Raw genomic sequence first — 15881 nt, forward strand, 5'->3', positions numbered from 1 at the left:
AAGCGCTCAGCGGCTGGTCCGCAGCCCCTCGAAGGCCAGCCGCACCACGGTTTCGGCGAGCTGCTCCCCGTCCACTCCCGCGCTGCTTTCGGCCGTTTGCGGCCGGTACCACTCCACCAGCGAGTTGATCATTCCGAAGAGCAGTCGCGTCGCCATGCGTATGTCCACATCGGCACGCAGATCGCCGTCGGCCGCCGCCGCCTTCATCAGGTCGGCCACTCGCTGGTCGAACTCGCGGCGCCGCTCCAGGGCCCAGCGCTCGGCCTGCGTATTGCCGCGTACGCGAAGGAGCAGCGTGACGTACGGCAGCTCGGCCAGCAGCACCTCCACGGTGCGGCGGGTGACGTATTCGACCCGCTCGACCGCACGGCCGCGCAGCGCGCCCGGCTCGTCGAGGACCCCGAATAGCCCGTTCAGCGCGCGGCTGACCGCGCGCCGCAGCAGCTCCTCCTTGCCGGCGACGTGGTGGTAGATCGAGGACTTCGAAATGCCGGCGGCCTTGGAGAGATGCTCCATGGACGTGCCGTCGTAACCGCGCTCGTTGAAGACCCGGACGGCCACCGACAGGAGCGTCTCGGGGGTGTACGTGTCGCGCTTCGCGGTGGTCATCAGGCGCCCTCCTCCTTCCCGGCGAAAGCCTGCCGGTAGAGCGCCAGAGACGGGGCGTAGCGCCCGGTCGGACAGCACTCGTGCAGGTTCTTCAGCAGGTCGTACGCCCAGTCCTGGCCGAGCGCACCGCTCCACTCGCCGGGCCCCAAGGGGTAGTTGACGCCAAGACGCATCGCCGTGTCGATGTCCTCGGGCGAGGCGACGCCCCGCGCGACGGCGTCCGCCGCCAGGTCGACGAGCATGGCGACCGTACGGGCGACGATCATGCCGGGGACGTCGCCGATGACGCTGACGTCCTTGCCGAGCTTCTGGAAGAGCCCGGTGGCCTCGGCGACCGCCCTCGCGGACGTGTCCTCGGACGCCGACAGGGCGATACGGGTGGCACCGCGGTAGTCGAGGGCGAGGTCGAAGTAGACGACGTCTTCGAACTCGACGGAGGTCCGTCCGTCGGCCGGTACGAGCTGCCCTTCGCCCGGCAGCTCGATGTACGGGCCGCCCGCCTCGACCCGCTCCACGGCGATGCCCGCCTCCTCCATCATCGCGACGAGGACGTCGGCGTGACCGAGGTCGCCGACGACGGTGACGGCTTCGGGGGCCTCTTCGGGTCCTGCGGTCCGGGGAGCCGGCCTGGCCGTCTCTTCGCCGCCGTACGGGAACCAGCCGTGGCCCGACTTGCGGCCGAGGCGGCCCGACTCGACGAGGCGGCGCTGGGCGAGGGAGCGGGCGAATTTGGGGCTCTGGAAGAACGACTCCCAGACGGACCGGCTGACGGCTTCGTTGACGTCCTGTCCGATCAGGTCGGTCAGCTCGAAGGGGCCCATTTTGAAGCCGCCCGACTCGCGCAGTACGGCGTCGATGGTGGCCGGGTCCGCGCCCTGCTCCTCGTACACCGCGAAGGCCTCGGCGTAGAAGGGGCGGGCGATGCGGTTCACGATGAAACCGGGGGTGTCCGCGCAGCGGACGGGGGTCTTGCCCCAGGCGGCCGCTGTCGCCCACGCGCGCGTGGCGCTCGTTTCGTCGGTCGCGAAGCCGCTGACGACCTCGACCAGCGGCAGGAGCGGCGCGGGGTTGAAAAAGTGCATCCCTACGAAGCGGCCGGGGTTCTTCAGGGGACCCGCGATGGCCGTGACGGAGAGGGAGGAGGTGTTTGTGGCAAGGAGGCAGTCCTCGGTGACGATCGCTTCGAGCGCCGTGAAGAGCTGCTGCTTGACGGGCAGGTGCTCGACGATCGCCTCGACGACCAGCGCGGCGTCGGCCAGCTCGGCGAGATCGTCGGCGGTGTGCAGCCGGGCGCGGACGCTGTCCGCGTCCCCGCGGTCGAGCCTGCCCTTCTCGACGAGCCGGTCCAGGCGGGCCCCGACGGCCTTGGCGGCCTCCCGGGCGCGTCCGGGGCCGGCGTCGTACAGACGCACCGGGTGACCGGCCAGGAGGGCGACCTGGGCGATGCCCTGACCCATGGTTCCGGTGCCGACGACGGCGACGGTGCCGGCCCGATCGATTGCTGTCATGGCCCCGATCCTCCCGCATGAGTTGTCCACAGGTTTTACCGGGCCCTCTTGTCCCGACCGATCGTTCGGTTACTGTATCTCGTGTCCGCCTGTCCCTGCCCAGCTCGACGAGGAGTTGGTCCGCCGTGGCCGCCGAACTCACCACTTCCCAGCTGTCCGACAAGCACCGGACCACGCTCGACCAGGCGCTCGACGTGATCCGCACGCGGGCGTACTGGTCCCCGCACCCCGAGCACCCCAAGGCGTACGGCGAGAACGGCAGCCTGAGCGCAGCCGAAGGGCTCGCGGCCTTCCAGGACCTGCACGGCAGCCGCTTCGAACTCGACCAGCCCGGCACCGACGGCTGGACGGGCGCCGAGGTGTCCCCGTACGGCCCGGAGCTGGGCATCGAGTACCCGCACGCCGACATCGACGTACTGCTGCCCGCGATGCGCGCGGGCATGGGCGCCTGGCGGGAGGCGGGCCCCGAGACCCGCGCCCTGGTCTGCATCGAAATCCTGTCGCGCATCAGCGCCCGTACGCACGAATTCGCGCACGCGGTCATGCACACCAGCGGCCAGGCCTTCATGATGGCGTTCCAGGCGGGCGGGCCGCACGCGCAGGACCGTGGCCTGGAAGCGGTGACGTACGCGTACGCGGAGCAGATCCGCACCCCCGGCATCGCCGAGTGGTCCAAGCCGCAGGGCAAGCGCGACCCGCTCAGCCTCAGCAAGTCCTTCACCGCCGTTCCGCGCGGCATCGCGCTGCTGATCGGCTGCAACACCTTCCCCACGTGGAACGGCTACCCGGGCCTCTTCGCCTCCCTGGCCACCGGAAACCCCGTCCTGGTCAAGCCGCACCCGCGCGCGGTCCTGCCCCTGGCCCTCACGGTCCGGGTCGCCCGCGAGGTCCTCGGCGAGGCGGGCTTCGACCCGAACCTGGTCGCGCTGGCCGTCGAGAACCCCGGCGAGGGCATCGCGAAGATCCTCGCGACCCGCCCCGAGATCCGGATCATCGACTACACAGGCTCCACGTCGTTCGGCGAGTGGCTGGAGGCCAACGCCCGCCAGGCGCAGGTCTACACCGAGAAGGCCGGCGTCAACACGGTCGTCATCGACTCCACCGACGACTACAAGGGAATGCTGTCCAACCTGGCGTTCTCGCTGTCCCTCTACAGCGGCCAGATGTGCACCACCCCGCAGAACCTCCTGATCCCCAGGGACGGGATCATGACGGACGCCGGTGAGAAGTCCTACGAAGAGGTGGTCTCCGACCTCGCGGCCTCGGTCGCCGGCCTGCTGGGCGACGACGCCCGCGCGAACGCCCTGCTGGGCGCCCTGGTCAACCCCGACGTGAAGGCCCGCCTCGAAGCGGCGGCCGGAATGGGCGAAGTGGCACTCCCCTCACGGGAGATCACAAACCCGGACTTCCCGCAAGCGGTGGTCCGGACGCCGGTCATGGTCAAGCTCGACGGCGCCAAGCCGGACGCGGAAGCGGCGTACATGTCCGAGTGCTTCGGCCCGGTCTCCTTCGCGGTCGCCGTCGACTCCACGGAGGACGGCCTGGAGCTGCTGCGCCGTACGGTGCGCGAGAAGGGCGCGATGACGGTCGGCGCGTACACGACCTCGCAGATCACGGAGGCCGCCATCGAGGAGGTCTGCCTGGAGGAGTCGGCGCAGCTCTCGCTGAACCTGACCGGCGGGGTCTACGTCAACCAGACCGCGGCGTTCTCCGACTTCCACGGCTCGGGCGGCAACCCGGCGGCCAACGCCGCGCTGTGCGACGCGGCGTTCGTGGCCAACCGGTTCCGGGTGGTGGAGGTCCGCAGGCAGGCGTAGCCGGCCGGCTTTCCGACTGCCTCACGCCCTTCTGACGCCCGTCGTCGTGACCCACGTCGTCCTGACGCCCGTCGTCGCTCCGCTCAAGCAGGGGTGGCGACGGGCGGCCCGCCCCAGTGGAACAGCGTCATGGCCACGCTGGTCGCCAGGTTGTAGCTGGACACCTGCGGCCTCATGGGCAGGGCCACCAGCCTGGTCGCCCGACTGCGCAGTTCCGGCGAGATCCCGTGCCGCTCCGAGCCGAACGCCATGAGCGCATCGTCGGGGACCTTGACGGACCTGATGTCCTCGCCCTCCGGGTCCAGTACGTACAACGGGCCCGGCGGCAGCTCGTCGAGGCTCCTGCGTTCGACGGCCGTGGCGTAGTGCAGCCCCGCGCCGGCACGCACCACGTTGGGGTGCCAGGGGTCCATGTCACCGGTCGTCACGACGCCCGTCACGCCGAACCCGGCAGCCAGCCGGACCACCGCACCGACGTTGCCGAGGTTGCGGGGGTTGTCGAGCACGACGATCGGGGCCGGCCGGGGCAGCCGGTCCAGCGCGTCCGCGTTGGCGCGGGCGTCACGCCGGACCGCCAGTGCGGCCACCGCCGTCGTGTGCACGCGGGGAACCAGCTCGCGCAGGGCGTGTGCCGGGATTTCGACGACGGACTCGGCGAGCACACCCGACACGTCGTCGGCCAGCTCCCGCGCGAGATCCAGCACGGCCTGCCGGTCGCTCGCGACCGTCAGCCGTACGTCCGCGCCGAAGCGCAGCGCGTGCTTCAGGGCGTGGAAGCCGTCGAGCAGAACGGCGTGCGGGGCGGCCTCACGCCACTGCCGCATCACGGCCTCGGCCGCCTCGCTCACGTCCTCAGTCATGGCCTCAGCCTACGGGGGGCCAGCGGCCCGCCCCGCTCACTGGACGGGCGTACGGACCGTGCGGGTCTGTTCCTCATGCCGCGGCCGCTCCTGCGGTGCCGCCTTGGCGGCCGGGCCCTCCAGCATCCGGGCCCGCCCGCGCGACGCCCACCGGCCGATGCGGCGCAGGAAGCCCGTCGGCAGGAAGACCGCGTCGGCGGCGATCATCGCGAGCGAGAAGAAGGGCAGCCCGAGCAGCACGGCGATCGCCGCATGCTCGGCGATCATGACCGCGAGCAGGACGTTCTTGACCCGCCGGTTGAAGAGCGTGAACGGGAAGGCGACCTGCACGGCCACCGTCCCGTACGTCAGCAGCATGACCATCAGACCGCTGGAGGCGAGCATTCCGGAAAGCCCGGGCCAGGGCGAGAAGTAGTCCAGGTGCAGCGGGTAGTAGAGGGCGGTGCCGTCCTGCCAGCGCGAGCCCTGGATCTTGTACCAGCCGGCGGTGGCGTAGACGAGACAGACCTCGGCCATGATCACGAAAAGCCCGGCGTTGTGCACCAGGTTGGCGATGACGTCCAGCAGAACGCGCGGGTGCCCGGGCGCGTAACGTCCGGCGGCCCACCACATCCCCTGTACGGCCCACAGGCCCCAGAAAATCAGCAGCCAGCCCCCGCTGAGTTCGCCCGTGAACGTAAGCGCGGCGAGGCAGGCGCCCAGCGCGACCCACAGGACGGGCCCCACCCGGTCGGCGCGACCCGGGTCGCGCCGCGCGTCCAGCGACCACACCTGCCCGCACCGCGTCAGCACCAGGTAGATCGCCATGAGGTGGATGACGTTGTCGCCGCCGTCGCCCATGAAGATGCTGCGGTTCTGCAGCGACAGCACACCGATCATGAAGAGGACGGACATGGTCCTGGTACGCCAGCCCAGCATCAGCAGCGCCGCCGACACGACCGCGAGGCCGTAGACGATCTCGAACCAGACCGCGCTCTCCGACCACATCAGCGCGGTGAAGGCCTGGTTGTTCGCTATCAGCTGCTGGGCCATGTCCCAGCTCCACGGCCCGTCCGGCCCGTACAGCTCACGGCGGTGCGGGTACTCGCAGAGCAGGAAGAGCAGCCAGGTCAGCGAGAACCCGATCCGCACGACGGCGCTCTGGTACGGCCCGAGGGCGGTGGAGGTGACGCGCTGAACAGCCCGCGCGAGCTTACGGGCGGGAGCCGCCCCGGCAGCGGCGGGGATACGGACGGACGGGCTCACCGGGCCGCCTCCGTCGACGCGCGCCGCGCGCCCTGCGGCAGATCCGCGTCGGTCACGGGCCACCAGGGAAGCACCCGGTGGGCCGGGCGGCCGTTGGTTTTCTCGTCGCTCCACGACGGCGCCTTCACCCACATGGTCTCCGACCTCACCTGTATCCGCTCGACCTCGCCGCCCAGGTCCTGCCCGGCGAGGCGCAGCATGACGGTGCGACGGACGTAGCGCTCGGAGAGGGCGCCGCGCATGCCGTTCGGCTTGTTCGCGTTGTCGTGCGAGGCGGTGTAGAAGTCCCAGGAACGCCGCAGCGCGTTCTGGACGGTGTGGCTCGGCAGCAGATTGCCGCGGATCGCTTCGCCGTCCTGGGCGGAGAGGTCGATCCAGTCGGTGGTCTTCCACTGCCCGTCGGGCTTACGGACCTGGGCCCGCACCTGTACGGCGATGTTCTGCTGGAGCGGGTTGGGAGCGAAGAGCTTCCAGTTCTGCTCGAATTCGGGGTAGACCCAGTCGTCGATGGCCTCACCGTTCTGCTTGGTGAGGGTGTTGGACGGTGCGACGTGCAGAAAAACCATCCCGAGATGAACGCAGGCGATGACGCCGACGACGGCGAGCGCGAGCGCCGCGACGGCCTGGTACGGGAGAGGCAGGGCTGCGATGCCGCCGCCCGGTATGCCGGGGGCGCGAGGGGAGTCCGGGGCCTCCGGGGCGCCTGCGGCTCCTGTGGCGCCGGGGACAGAACCCTCGTCCCGCGCGACGGTCACGCCCCTGTCGTCGTACGAATCCATCCCGCCCCGATCACCGTCGGCCCCCAACAGTTATCCACAGGGTTGACACCCTACGGGCCGCCGCCTCACCATTGAAGTCACTGGACCGAACGATCGGTCGGTCGGGACGCCGGCAGGGAAGCAGCCGGCAAGGACGGCAGGGGGCTCGGATGGCTACAGCAGCTGTGCACCGCACGACAGCTGAGGCACAGGCCGGACAGGCGGAGCGGTCAGCCGCGCAGATAGCGGCGTTCGACGCGGCGGTGGCGGCGGACGAGCGCATCGAGCCGCGCGACTGGATGCCCGACGCCTACCGGGCCTCGCTGGTCCGCCAGATGGCCCAGCACGCCCACTCGGAAATCATCGGCATGCAGCCGGAGGCCAACTGGATCACCCGCGCGCCCTCACTGCGCCGCAAGGCGATCCTGATGGCAAAGGTGCAGGACGAGGCGGGGCACGGCCTCTACCTCTACAGCGCCGCCGAAACCCTGGGCACCGGCCGCGAAGAGCTCCTCGACAAGCTCCACTCCGGCCGCCAGAAGTACTCGTCGATCTTCAACTACCCCACGCTGACCTGGGCCGACGTCGGCGCGATCGGCTGGCTGGTGGACGGCGCCGCGATCACCAACCAGGTGCCGCTGTGCCGCTGCTCCTACGGCCCGTACGCCCGCGCGATGGTCCGGATCTGCAAGGAGGAGTCCTTCCACCAGCGGCAGGGGTACGAGCTGCTGCTCCACCTCAGCAAGGGGACGCCGGAGCAGCAGGCGATGGCGCAGGACGCGGTGGACCGCTGGTGGTGGCCGTCGCTGATGATGTTCGGCCCCCCGGACGACGAATCGGCGCACTCGACGCAGTCCATGGCCTGGAAGATCAAGCGGCACTCGAACGACGAGCTGCGCCAGCGCTTCGTCGACATCGCCGTCCCACAGGCCGAGGCTCTCGGGCTCACCCTCCCCGACCCGGACCTCCGGTGGAATGAGGAGCGCGGGCAGTACGACTTCGGCGCGATCGACTGGGACGAGTTCTGGGACGTACTGAAGGGCAACGGTCCCTGCAACGAGCAGCGGATCACGCAGCGGCGCACGGCGCACGAAGAGGGCGCCTGGGTCCGGGAAGCGGCGAGCGCGTACGCCGCGAAGCACGGGAAGGCAGCAGCATGACGAACTCCGACTGGCCGCTGTGGGAGGTGTTCGTGCGCTCGCGCCGCGGACTGTCCCACACCCACGCCGGCAGCCTGCACGCGCCGGACGCGGAGATGGCCCTGCGCAATGCCCGCGACCTCTACACCCGCAGGTCAGAGGGCGTCTCGCTGTGGGTGGTGCCGTCGGTGGCGATCACCGCTTCCTCGCCCGACGAGAAGGACCCGTTCTTCGAGCCGGCGGCCGACAAGCCCTACCGGCACCCGACGTTCTACGAGATCCCCGAAGGGGTGAAGCATCTGTGAGCGCGGCCCTCGCCCTGGGCGACGACGCGCTGGTGCTCTCGCACCGGCTGGGGGAGTGGGCGGGACACGCCCCCGTGCTCGAAGAGGAAGTGGCCCTCGCGAACATCGCGCTGGACCTGCTGGGGCAGGCGCGGATCCTGCTCTCCCTCGTCGGTGACGAGGACGAGCTGGCCTACCTCCGCGAGGAGCGGGCCTTCCGCAACCTCCAGCTGGTCGAGCAGCCGAACGGCGACTTCGCGCAGACCATCGCCCGCCAGCTGTACTTCTCCACCTACCAGAGGCTGCTGTACGGACAGTTGGCGGCCGGGGACGGCGAGTTCGCGCCGCTGGCGGCGAAGGCGGTCAAGGAGGTCGCCTACCACCAGGACCACGCCGAGCACTGGACGCTGCGCCTCGGCGACGGCACCGAGGAGAGCCACGAGCGGATGCGGCGGGGCTGCGACGCGCTGTGGCGGTTCACCGGCGAGATGTTCCAGCCCGTCGAGGGCGTCGACGTCGACTGGCAGAAGCTGGAGGCCGGCTGGCGGGCGTCCGTCAGTGCCGTCCTGGAGCGCGCGACGCTCAGCGTGCCCGAGGGGCCGCAGAGCGGCGCCTGGGCGGCGGGAGCCGGCCGCCAGGGGCTGCACACCGAGCCGTTCGGGCGGATGATCTCCGAGATGCAGCACCTGCACCGCAGCCACCCGGGGGCGACATGGTGACCGAGACACTCCTGGAAGCCGAGCTGCGCCGGGTCGCGGGCTCGGTCCCCGACCCGGAGCTGCCCGTGCTCACCCTCGAGGAGCTCGGTGTCCTGCGCGCCGTCCACGTCTTCGGGCCCGGCAGGGTCGAGGTCGAGCTGACGCCGACGTACACCGGCTGCCCGGCGATCGAGGCGATGTCCTCGGACATCGAGCGCGTACTGCACGACCACGGCATACCGGAGGTCACGGTCCGCACGGTCCTGTCCCCCGCCTGGTCGACGGACGACATCAGCGCGGAGGGCCGCCGCAAGCTCGCGGAGTTCGGCATAGCCCCGCCGCGCCCGCAGCCCACCGACGGCGGGCCCGTGCCCCTCACGCTGTCGGTGCGCTGCCCGCACTGCGGCTCCACGGACACGGAACTCCTCAGCCGGTTCTCCTCCACCGCGTGCAAGGCGCTGCGCCGCTGCGTCTCCTGCCGCGAACCGTTCGACCACTTCAAGGAGTTGTAGATGCTGTCCTCAGACGCCGGACGGGCCGGGTTCCATCCGCTCCGGGTCCACGAGGTCGAGCGGCTCACCGACGACTCCGTGGCCGTCACCTTCGCCGTGCCGCCCGAGCTGCGCGAGACCTTCCGGCACGCGCCCGGCCAGCACATCGCGCTGCGCCGGGTCGTGGCCGGCGAGGAGATCCGGCGTACGTACTCGATCTGCGCCCCGGCCACCGAAACGCCGCTGGAGCCGGTGCTGCGGGTGGGCATCCGGCTGGTCGACGGCGGTGATTTCTCGACGTACGCCCTCAAGGAACTGGTCGTGGGCGACACGGTCGAGGCCATGGCCCCGACCGGCCGCTTCGTCCTGGAGCCACGCCCCGGCCGCTTCGCGGCGATCGTCGGCGGCAGCGGCATCACGCCCGTGCTGTCGATGGCGGCGACGCTGCTGGCGCGGGAGCCGGACGCCGGTTTCTGTCTGATCCGCAGCGACCGCACGGCGGCTTCGACCATGTTCCTGGACGAGGTCGCCGACCTCAAGGACCGCTGGCCGGACCGATTCCAGCTGGTCACCGCGCTCTCCCGGGAGGAACAGCAGGCGGGTCTGCCGTCGGGCCGTCTCGACGAGGAGCGGCTGACCGAGCTGCTGCCCGCGCTGCTGCCGGTGGCGGATGTGGACGGCTGGTTCCTGTGCGGGCCCTTCGGTCTCGTCCAGGGCGCGGAGCGGGCGCTGCGCGGTCTCGGCGTGGCCAGAAACCGTATCCACGAGGAGATCTTCCACGTCGACGACGGAACGGGAACAGTCACGAGCAGTCCGGTGACGGCCCCCGCGAGCAGCACCCTCACCGCCACGCTCACCGCCACGCTCGACGGCCGGTCGGGCAACTGGCCGGTGCTGGAAGGCGAATCGCTGCTCGAGACGGTCCTGCGCAGCCGCGCGGACGCTCCGTACGCCTGCAAAGGCGGCGTCTGCGGGACGTGCCGGGCCTTCCTGGTCTCCGGCGAGGTGCGGATGGACCGCAACTACGCGCTGGAGCCGGAGGAGACCGACGCGGGCTACGTCCTGGCCTGCCAGTCGCATCCGGCGACGCCGGAAGTGGAGCTGGACTTCGACCGCTGAAGTCCCGGCCCGGCCGGATTCTTCCCGCCTGTGTTCATTTTCAGGAACGTGTTCTATCTTGACGCTCCGTCAGATGTCAGACGCCAGATGCGGGCACGGTATCCGGGGCACGGGAGGGCAAAGACGTGGACTTCACCTTCACCGAGGAGCAGCAGGCGGCCGTCGAGGCGGCGAAGGCGGTCTTCTCGGGCGTCGCGCCGGACCAGGTGCCCAGCCCCGCGCTCACCCCCGGCGCGGTGGCCGAGGACTTCGACCGGCCGCTGTGGGCCCGGCTCGCCGGGTCCGATCTGCTGAGCCTGGTCCTGGCGGCCGAGCACGGCGGGGCGGGCCTCGACCCGGTCGCGCTCTGCCTCGTGCTGCGCGAGTCGGCGAAGGTGCTTGCCCGCGTACCGCTGCTGGAGACCAGCGCGGTCGCGATGGCCGTACAGGCCCACGGCAGCGCGGAGTTGGCCGCCGAGATCCTTCCCCGTGTCGGGCGCGGCGAGCTGGTGCTGACGGCCGGCGCCAACGGCCGCACCGGCCACGACCCCGCCGAACTCGCCGTCACCGCGCGGCGGGACGGTGAGTACTGGCTGCTCGACGGGGTCCAGACAGGTGTGCCCTGGGCGCAGAGCGCGGACCGTATCGCCGTGCCCGCGCACACCGGCGAGGGCCGCGCCGTGCTCGCCCTGGTCCCCCGCGACCTCGCGGGCGTCGCCCTAGCCGACCAGGTCTCCACCAGCGGCGAACGCTTCGCCGAGATCCGCCTCGACTCCGTGCGGATCACCGCCCGGCACGTGATCGACGCCGAGGGCGCCTGGGAGTGGCTGCGCGATCTCCTCACCACCGGCACGTGCGCACTCGCGCTGGGGCTCGGCGAGCGCGTGCTGGCCATGACGAGCGAGTACACGGGCAAGCGCGAGCAGTTCGGCTTCCCCGTCGCCACCTTCCAGGCTGTGGCCGTCCAGGCAGCCGACCGTTACATCGATCTGCGCGCCATGGAAGTCACCCTCTGGCAGGCCGCCTGGCGGCTGGCCACGGGATCGCACGGCGCGCTGCCCGTGACGGGCGATGTGGCGGTGGCGAAGATCTGGGCGTCCGACGGCGTACGCCGCGTCGTCCAGACCGCGCAACACCTGCACGGCGGCTTCGGCGCGGACACCGACTACCCTCTGCACCGCTACCACGCGTGGGCCAAGCAGATCGAGCTGTCACTCGGCCCGGCCGCCGCTCACGAAGAGGCGCTGGGCGACCTGCTGGCCGCCCACCTCCTCGGCTGAAGACGGTCTCAGAGTACGAAGGCCGGGCTTCCGCTGTCGGCGACCATCGGGCGTCCGGCGCCGTCCCAGGCGAGCATCCCGCCGTCCACGTTCACCGCGTCCACGCCCTGCTGCACCAGGTACTGCGTCACCTGCGCGGAACGGCCGCCGACCCGGCACATGACGTGCACCCGGCGGCCGTCCTCCGCCGCTTCGGTGAGCTCACCGAAGCGGCCCACGAAGTCGCTCATGGGGATGTGCAGCGCGCCCTCGACGTGACCGGCTGCCCACTCGTCGTTCTCCCGCACGTCCAGCACGAAGCCGTCGGCCGGCACCGCCGCGGCGTCGACGGAAGGGAGCGGGGCGAAGTTCATGAGTCAGGCCTTCTCTCGTACGTACACAGTGTTCGGCAACCTACTGCAACAGTTTCGCCAGATCCGCTTCCCGCTCGGAGACCTGGGCGAGCAGCTGCTCGGCGATCTCCTCCAGCAGCCGGTCCGGGTCCTCGGGCGCCATCCGCAGCATCGAGCCGATGGCGCTGTCCTCCAGCTCCTGGGCGATCACGGACAGCAACTCCTTGCGCTGCGAGAGCCACTCGAGCCGGGCGTAGAGCTCGTCGCGCTCGGGCTGCTGCTCCTCGGGTACGGGCCCTGCGGCCCACTCCTCCGCGAGCGCGCGCAGCTGGTCAACGTCACCGCGCCCGTACGCGGCGTTGACCCTCGTGATGAACTCGTCCCTGCGGCCCCGCTCGGCCTCGTCCTGCGCCAAGTCCGGGTGAGCCTTGCGGGCCAGCTCGCGGTAGAGCTTGCGCGCCTCCTCGGTCGGCCTGACCCGCTTCGGCGGCTGCACGGTCTGCTCGGTGAGCATCGCGGATGCCTCGGGGGAGAGCCCGTCGGAGTCCATCCACTCGTGGAACAGCTCCTCGACGCCGGGCATCGGCATGACGACGGCCCGCGCCTCGTCCGCCTTGCGGCGGTCTTCCGGATCACCGGTACGGGCGGCCGTGGCCTCCGCGATCCGGGCGTCCAGTTCGTCGAGGCGCGCGTACATCGGGCCGAGCTTCTGGTGATGGAGCCGGGAGAAGTTCTCCACCTCGACCCGGAAGGTCTCCACCGCGATCTCGAACTCGATCAGCGCCTGCTCGGCGGCGCGCACAGCCCTCTCCAGCCGCGCCTCAGGCCGCTCGGGCCCCTGGCCCTGGCCCGGTTCCTGGCCCTGCTCCGTAACCTGGCCCTGGCCCGGTTCCCGGCCCTGCTCCGTAGCCTGGTCCTGCCCCGGTTCCCGGCCCTGCTCCGTAGCCTGGTCCTGCCCCGGTTCCTGGTCCGCGACCTGTTCGGCGCCCTGGTGGCCACCGGCGGTCTGCTCACCGCCGGCCCGCCCAGCGGCTTCCGGCCCAGCGGTTCCCCGCTCAGCGGCTTCCCGCCCAGCGCTCTGCTGACCGGCGGCCTCGTGCCCGGCCGCGTGCGGGTCCTGCGCGTCGTCGTTCCGGGTCGTCGGCTCCCCGGGAGCTTCCTGAGTCACCCGCCCAGCGTACGGGCGGCCGGGGCACCCGTGCTCACACCCCCGCTCCCACCGCCGCCGACCGGCCCCGTCACACCCCGGGCTCGGCGGCTATTCGCCCGTCCTTGACCGCCGCCACCAGATCGGCGTGATCCGCTTCCGTACGGTCCGCGTACGCCACCGCGAACCGCGCCACGGCCTCGTCGAACTCCTCGTTCTTCCCGCAGTACCCGGCGACCAGCCGCGGGTCGACGCTGTGCGCATGGGCCCGCGCCAGCAGGGCCCCGGTCATCCGTCCGTAGTCGTCCAGCTGGGCGGGCTCCAGCGCCGCCGGGTCCACGCTGCCCTTGCGGTTCCTGAACTGGCGCACCTGGAACGGCCGCCCGTCCACTTCGGTCCAGCCCAGCAGACTGTCGCTGACCACCTGCATCCGCTTCTGCCCGAGCACCACCCGACGCCCCTCGTGCCCGGCCTCCGGCACGTCGAAGCCCGCGCGAGGCAGATACGGCGTCAGGGCCGACGCGCGCGCCTCCTTCACCTGGAGCACCAGCGGCTCGCCCCGGTGGTCGACCAGCAGCACCACATACGACCGTGTACCGACGCTTCCGGTGCCGACCACCCGGAACGCCACGTCGTGGATCGCGTACCGCGCGAGCAGCGGCAGCCGGTCCTCGGGAAGCGTCTTGAGGTATCCGCCGAGCGCCGAAGCGACCGCGGCCGCCTCCACGTCCGGCACCCGCCGCAGGACCGGCAGCGCGTCCACGAAGCGCCGCGTCCCGCCGGGCCCCTCGGCCGTCGCCCGGGCGGCGAAGCGCGCACTGGTGTTGTGACGCGCCTTCTCCGCGACCCGCTCCAGCGTGCCGAGCAGGTCCCGCGCGTCCGTGTGCGAGACGAGCTCCTCGTCGGCGATCGCGTTCCACGCGTCCAGCGCCGGCTTCCTGGCCAGCAGCCGCATCGTGCGCCGGTACGTCCCGACCGCGTCGAAAGCCGCCTGCCGGCATATGTCCTCACCGGCCCCCGTCTGGCGCCCCGCCAGCACCAGCGACGTCGCGAGCCGCTTGACGTCCCACTCCCACGGGCCGACGACCGTCTCGTCGAAGTCGTTCAGGTCGATGACCAGGCTGCCGCGCGCATCGCCGTACAGGCCGAAGTTCGCCGCGTGCGCGTCACCGCAGATCTGCGCCCCGACTCCGGTGACGGGCGTACCCACCAGGTCGTGCGCCATCAGCCCGGCTGCGCCCCGCAGGAACGCGAAGGGAGAGGCGGCCATACGTCCGACCCGTATCGGGGCCAGCTCCGGCACCCGGCCGCGGCTCGACTCCTCGACCGCCCGCACCGCGTCCGGCCGCTGCACGGCGAGCACCAGCGAATCGTGCGAGGCCCGGGGCACCCGCGACCGCAGCGCCTTGCCCTCGTCCTTGGGCGACTCCCTGGCCGCCCTTTCGGCCGAGTCCCCGGGCGCACCCTCAGCCGCGCACCGCGCGAAGCCGGGCACCACCGGAATACGCCCGCCGGACGGCCCGGACGGCCCCGAAGGCCCCGAAGGCCCGGAAACCCCGGACGACCCGGAAAGCCGCGTCTCGTTCTCGGCCATGGTGCGCCGCCTCCCCGTCCTCGCACAGCACCGGCTGCCGGCGTCGGCCGCGCGCTTCACCGCACACCCCGAACGCCAACATCAACTGTTCACGACCGTACCGCCGCCCGCCGACACCCGTCTCCCCCTGTGGAAAACCACAAAACCACCGTCACGTCCCCTACCGCAGCGTGCCGACCGTCGCCGCCCTCACGGCCCCGTCCGTCCCGATCTCGCGTACGTCGGCCTCCCGACCCCCCGGCCGACCGAGCGGTGACGCCTCGACAACGCACGGCGACAGGGACGAACACGCCCCCGCCGTGTGCATGGCCGCGAACCCCTACACCGGGTCGGGGCAGCTCTTCCGCATCCCCGACATGCTCGCCAACCGGGCCGACGTCCGGAACCTGGGCGACGTACTGACCGGCAAGCAGGACGCCTTCGCGCTCAGCTTCGTCGAGAACGCGCTGACCTCCAACCCGTTGCTCGCTCCCCTCGCCGTACTGCGCCACCTGCTCGGGGCACGGCGGACGGTACTCGCCGTCAACGCGGCCTACATCGCCTCCGCCGCCCAGAGTGACGCCGACCGCACCGAACCGCCCTTCCGGCTCCAGGGCTCGTACCGCGACATGAACAAGATCGCCGCCCGGATCTCCCCCGTCATGAACGACACCGAGCTGACCGCCGTGATCGACGACCACTACAAGGACGAGGCGCAGACCCTCGGTTCAGGAGCCGAGGCCGCCCTCCTCGAGCTGGGCGCTCTGCGCGGCACTCTCACCGAGGATCATTCCGCCCGCTGGTCGGCGATCACGGCCGCGTACGTACGGTCCCAGGCTCTCGGCGGCTCCGGCGAGGACGCTCTCGGCCGGGCGGTGGCCGCCCTGGGGCCTGCTCGCCGACCGGGTCGCGGCCGTCGAGACGGCCATCGTCCGCGCCACGGACCCCCGCCATCTGCTCAGCCGCCCGACACCCCGCCACGCGGCGCGCTAGTGAAGGAGGGCAGCGGACTCTCCGCCGACGTCAAGGTTGCGGCGAGGGT

The 15881-nt window shown here is 71.4% G+C and carries 15 protein-coding genes and 1 pseudogene; 8 read left to right on the plus strand and 8 right to left on the minus strand.

Annotated features, from left to right (window positions below; all coding sequences use genetic code 11):
* Positions 1–6: 6 nt before the first annotated feature.
* The gene (locus AC1P0E_RS16660; protein WP_482742955.1) at positions 7–609 is read right to left on the minus strand and encodes a TetR/AcrR family transcriptional regulator; all 603 of its coding nucleotides are present in this window, start codon (positions 607–609) and stop codon (positions 7–9) included.
* On the minus strand, positions 609–2117 hold the full coding sequence (locus tag AC1P0E_RS16665; protein WP_482742956.1) for a 3-hydroxyacyl-CoA dehydrogenase: 1509 nt from the start codon (positions 2115–2117) through the stop codon (positions 609–611). The genes AC1P0E_RS16660 and AC1P0E_RS16665 overlap by 1 nt, the downstream gene beginning before the upstream one ends.
* A gap of 125 nt (positions 2118–2242) precedes the next feature.
* Between AC1P0E_RS16665 and paaN the strand changes: the two genes are divergently transcribed.
* The gene (gene paaN / locus AC1P0E_RS16670) at positions 2243–3934 is read left to right on the plus strand and encodes a phenylacetic acid degradation protein PaaN (RefSeq protein WP_482742957.1); all 1692 of its coding nucleotides are present in this window, start codon (positions 2243–2245) and stop codon (positions 3932–3934) included.
* Between the two features lie 83 nt (positions 3935–4017).
* Here paaN and AC1P0E_RS16675 read toward each other — a convergent pair whose 3' ends face one another.
* Genes AC1P0E_RS16675 through AC1P0E_RS16685 form a run of 3 tightly spaced genes read right to left on the minus strand, consistent with a single transcriptional unit; the run spans position 4018 to position 6818 of the window.
* Positions 4018–4794 carry a TrmH family RNA methyltransferase gene (locus tag AC1P0E_RS16675; protein WP_482742958.1) on the minus strand — a complete coding sequence of 259 codons (777 nt, stop codon included), beginning with the start codon at positions 4792–4794 and terminating at the stop codon, positions 4018–4020.
* A 36-nt stretch (positions 4795–4830) separates the two neighbouring features.
* Entirely contained in the window at positions 4831–6039 is a 1209-nt protein-coding gene (locus AC1P0E_RS16680; RefSeq protein ID WP_482742959.1) for an HTTM domain-containing protein, read from the minus strand.
* On the minus strand, positions 6036–6818 hold the full coding sequence (locus tag AC1P0E_RS16685; protein ID WP_482742960.1) for a DUF5819 family protein: 783 nt from the start codon (positions 6816–6818) through the stop codon (positions 6036–6038). The genes AC1P0E_RS16680 and AC1P0E_RS16685 overlap by 4 nt, the downstream gene beginning before the upstream one ends.
* Positions 6819–6967: 149 nt before the next feature.
* On the opposite strand from AC1P0E_RS16685, the gene paaA reads away from it, so the two are divergent.
* The 6 genes from paaA to AC1P0E_RS16715 all read left to right on the plus strand — a co-directional run bounded on the left by paaA (position 6968) and on the right by AC1P0E_RS16715 (position 11787).
* Positions 6968–7957, plus strand: coding sequence for a 1,2-phenylacetyl-CoA epoxidase subunit PaaA (gene paaA, locus AC1P0E_RS16690; protein ID WP_482742961.1), 990 nt, complete (start codon positions 6968–6970; stop codon positions 7955–7957).
* Complete coding sequence (paaB, locus tag AC1P0E_RS16695; protein WP_482742962.1) at positions 7954–8241, plus strand: 1,2-phenylacetyl-CoA epoxidase subunit PaaB; 288 nt, start codon at positions 7954–7956, stop codon at positions 8239–8241. Before paaA ends, paaB begins: the two co-directional genes overlap by 4 nt.
* Entirely contained in the window at positions 8238–8939 is a 702-nt protein-coding gene (gene paaC, locus AC1P0E_RS16700; RefSeq protein WP_482742963.1) for a 1,2-phenylacetyl-CoA epoxidase subunit PaaC, read from the plus strand. The genes paaB and paaC overlap by 4 nt, the downstream gene beginning before the upstream one ends.
* Positions 8933–9430, plus strand: a complete 498-nt coding sequence (gene paaD, locus AC1P0E_RS16705; RefSeq protein ID WP_482742964.1) for a 1,2-phenylacetyl-CoA epoxidase subunit PaaD — start codon at positions 8933–8935, stop codon at positions 9428–9430. The genes paaC and paaD overlap by 7 nt, the downstream gene beginning before the upstream one ends.
* Complete coding sequence (locus tag AC1P0E_RS16710) at positions 9431–10528, plus strand: 2Fe-2S iron-sulfur cluster-binding protein (RefSeq protein ID WP_482742965.1); 1098 nt, start codon at positions 9431–9433, stop codon at positions 10526–10528. It begins immediately after the preceding gene.
* Positions 10529–10653: 125 nt separating this feature from the next.
* The gene (locus tag AC1P0E_RS16715; RefSeq protein WP_482742966.1) at positions 10654–11787 is read left to right on the plus strand and encodes an acyl-CoA dehydrogenase family protein; all 1134 of its coding nucleotides are present in this window, start codon (positions 10654–10656) and stop codon (positions 11785–11787) included.
* An 8-nt stretch (positions 11788–11795) separates the two neighbouring features.
* Here AC1P0E_RS16715 and AC1P0E_RS16720 read toward each other — a convergent pair whose 3' ends face one another.
* The 3 genes from AC1P0E_RS16720 to AC1P0E_RS16730 all read right to left on the minus strand — a co-directional run bounded on the left by AC1P0E_RS16720 (position 11796) and on the right by AC1P0E_RS16730 (position 14860).
* A complete protein-coding gene (locus AC1P0E_RS16720; protein ID WP_482742967.1) occupies positions 11796–12140 on the minus strand; it encodes a rhodanese-like domain-containing protein in 345 nt (114 codons plus the stop codon).
* Positions 12141–12180: 40 nt separating this feature from the next.
* Complete coding sequence (locus AC1P0E_RS16725; RefSeq protein WP_482742968.1) at positions 12181–13287, minus strand: J domain-containing protein; 1107 nt, start codon at positions 13285–13287, stop codon at positions 12181–12183.
* A gap of 70 nt (positions 13288–13357) precedes the next feature.
* On the minus strand, positions 13358–14860 hold the full coding sequence (locus tag AC1P0E_RS16730; RefSeq protein WP_482742969.1) for a DUF2252 domain-containing protein: 1503 nt from the start codon (positions 14858–14860) through the stop codon (positions 13358–13360).
* A 296-nt stretch (positions 14861–15156) separates the two neighbouring features.
* Between AC1P0E_RS16730 and AC1P0E_RS16735 the strand changes: the two are divergent.
* A pseudogene (locus AC1P0E_RS16735) lies at positions 15157–15832 on the plus strand (DNA repair ATPase); the annotation flags it as partial.
* Positions 15833–15881 lie beyond the last annotated feature (49 nt).

The organism is Streptomyces sp. TRD_SC_5, from assembly GCF_056836825.1.

What these genes read in the sequence shown, in the direction of transcription:
- AC1P0E_RS16665 (WP_482742956.1), bottom strand. Translation starts at nt 2,117, where the DNA reads ATGACAGCAATCGATCGGGCCGGCACCGTCGCCGTCGTCGGCACCGGA.
- paaD (WP_482742964.1), top strand. Translation starts at nt 8,933, where the DNA reads ATGGTGACCGAGACACTCCTGGAAGCCGAGCTGCGCCGGGTCGCGGGC.
- AC1P0E_RS16685 (WP_482742960.1), bottom strand. Translation starts at nt 6,818, where the DNA reads ATGGATTCGTACGACGACAGGGGCGTGACCGTCGCGCGGGACGAGGGT.
- AC1P0E_RS16730 (WP_482742969.1), bottom strand. Translation starts at nt 14,860, where the DNA reads ATGGCCGAGAACGAGACGCGGCTTTCCGGGTCGTCCGGGGTTTCCGGG.
- AC1P0E_RS16675 (WP_482742958.1), bottom strand. Translation starts at nt 4,794, where the DNA reads ATGACTGAGGACGTGAGCGAGGCGGCCGAGGCCGTGATGCGGCAGTGG.
- AC1P0E_RS16660 (WP_482742955.1), bottom strand. Translation starts at nt 609, where the DNA reads ATGACCACCGCGAAGCGCGACACGTACACCCCCGAGACGCTCCTGTCG.
- AC1P0E_RS16710 (WP_482742965.1), top strand. Translation starts at nt 9,431, where the DNA reads ATGCTGTCCTCAGACGCCGGACGGGCCGGGTTCCATCCGCTCCGGGTC.
- paaB (WP_482742962.1), top strand. Translation starts at nt 7,954, where the DNA reads ATGACGAACTCCGACTGGCCGCTGTGGGAGGTGTTCGTGCGCTCGCGC.
- paaA (WP_482742961.1), top strand. Translation starts at nt 6,968, where the DNA reads ATGGCTACAGCAGCTGTGCACCGCACGACAGCTGAGGCACAGGCCGGA.
- AC1P0E_RS16720 (WP_482742967.1), bottom strand. Translation starts at nt 12,140, where the DNA reads ATGAACTTCGCCCCGCTCCCTTCCGTCGACGCCGCGGCGGTGCCGGCC.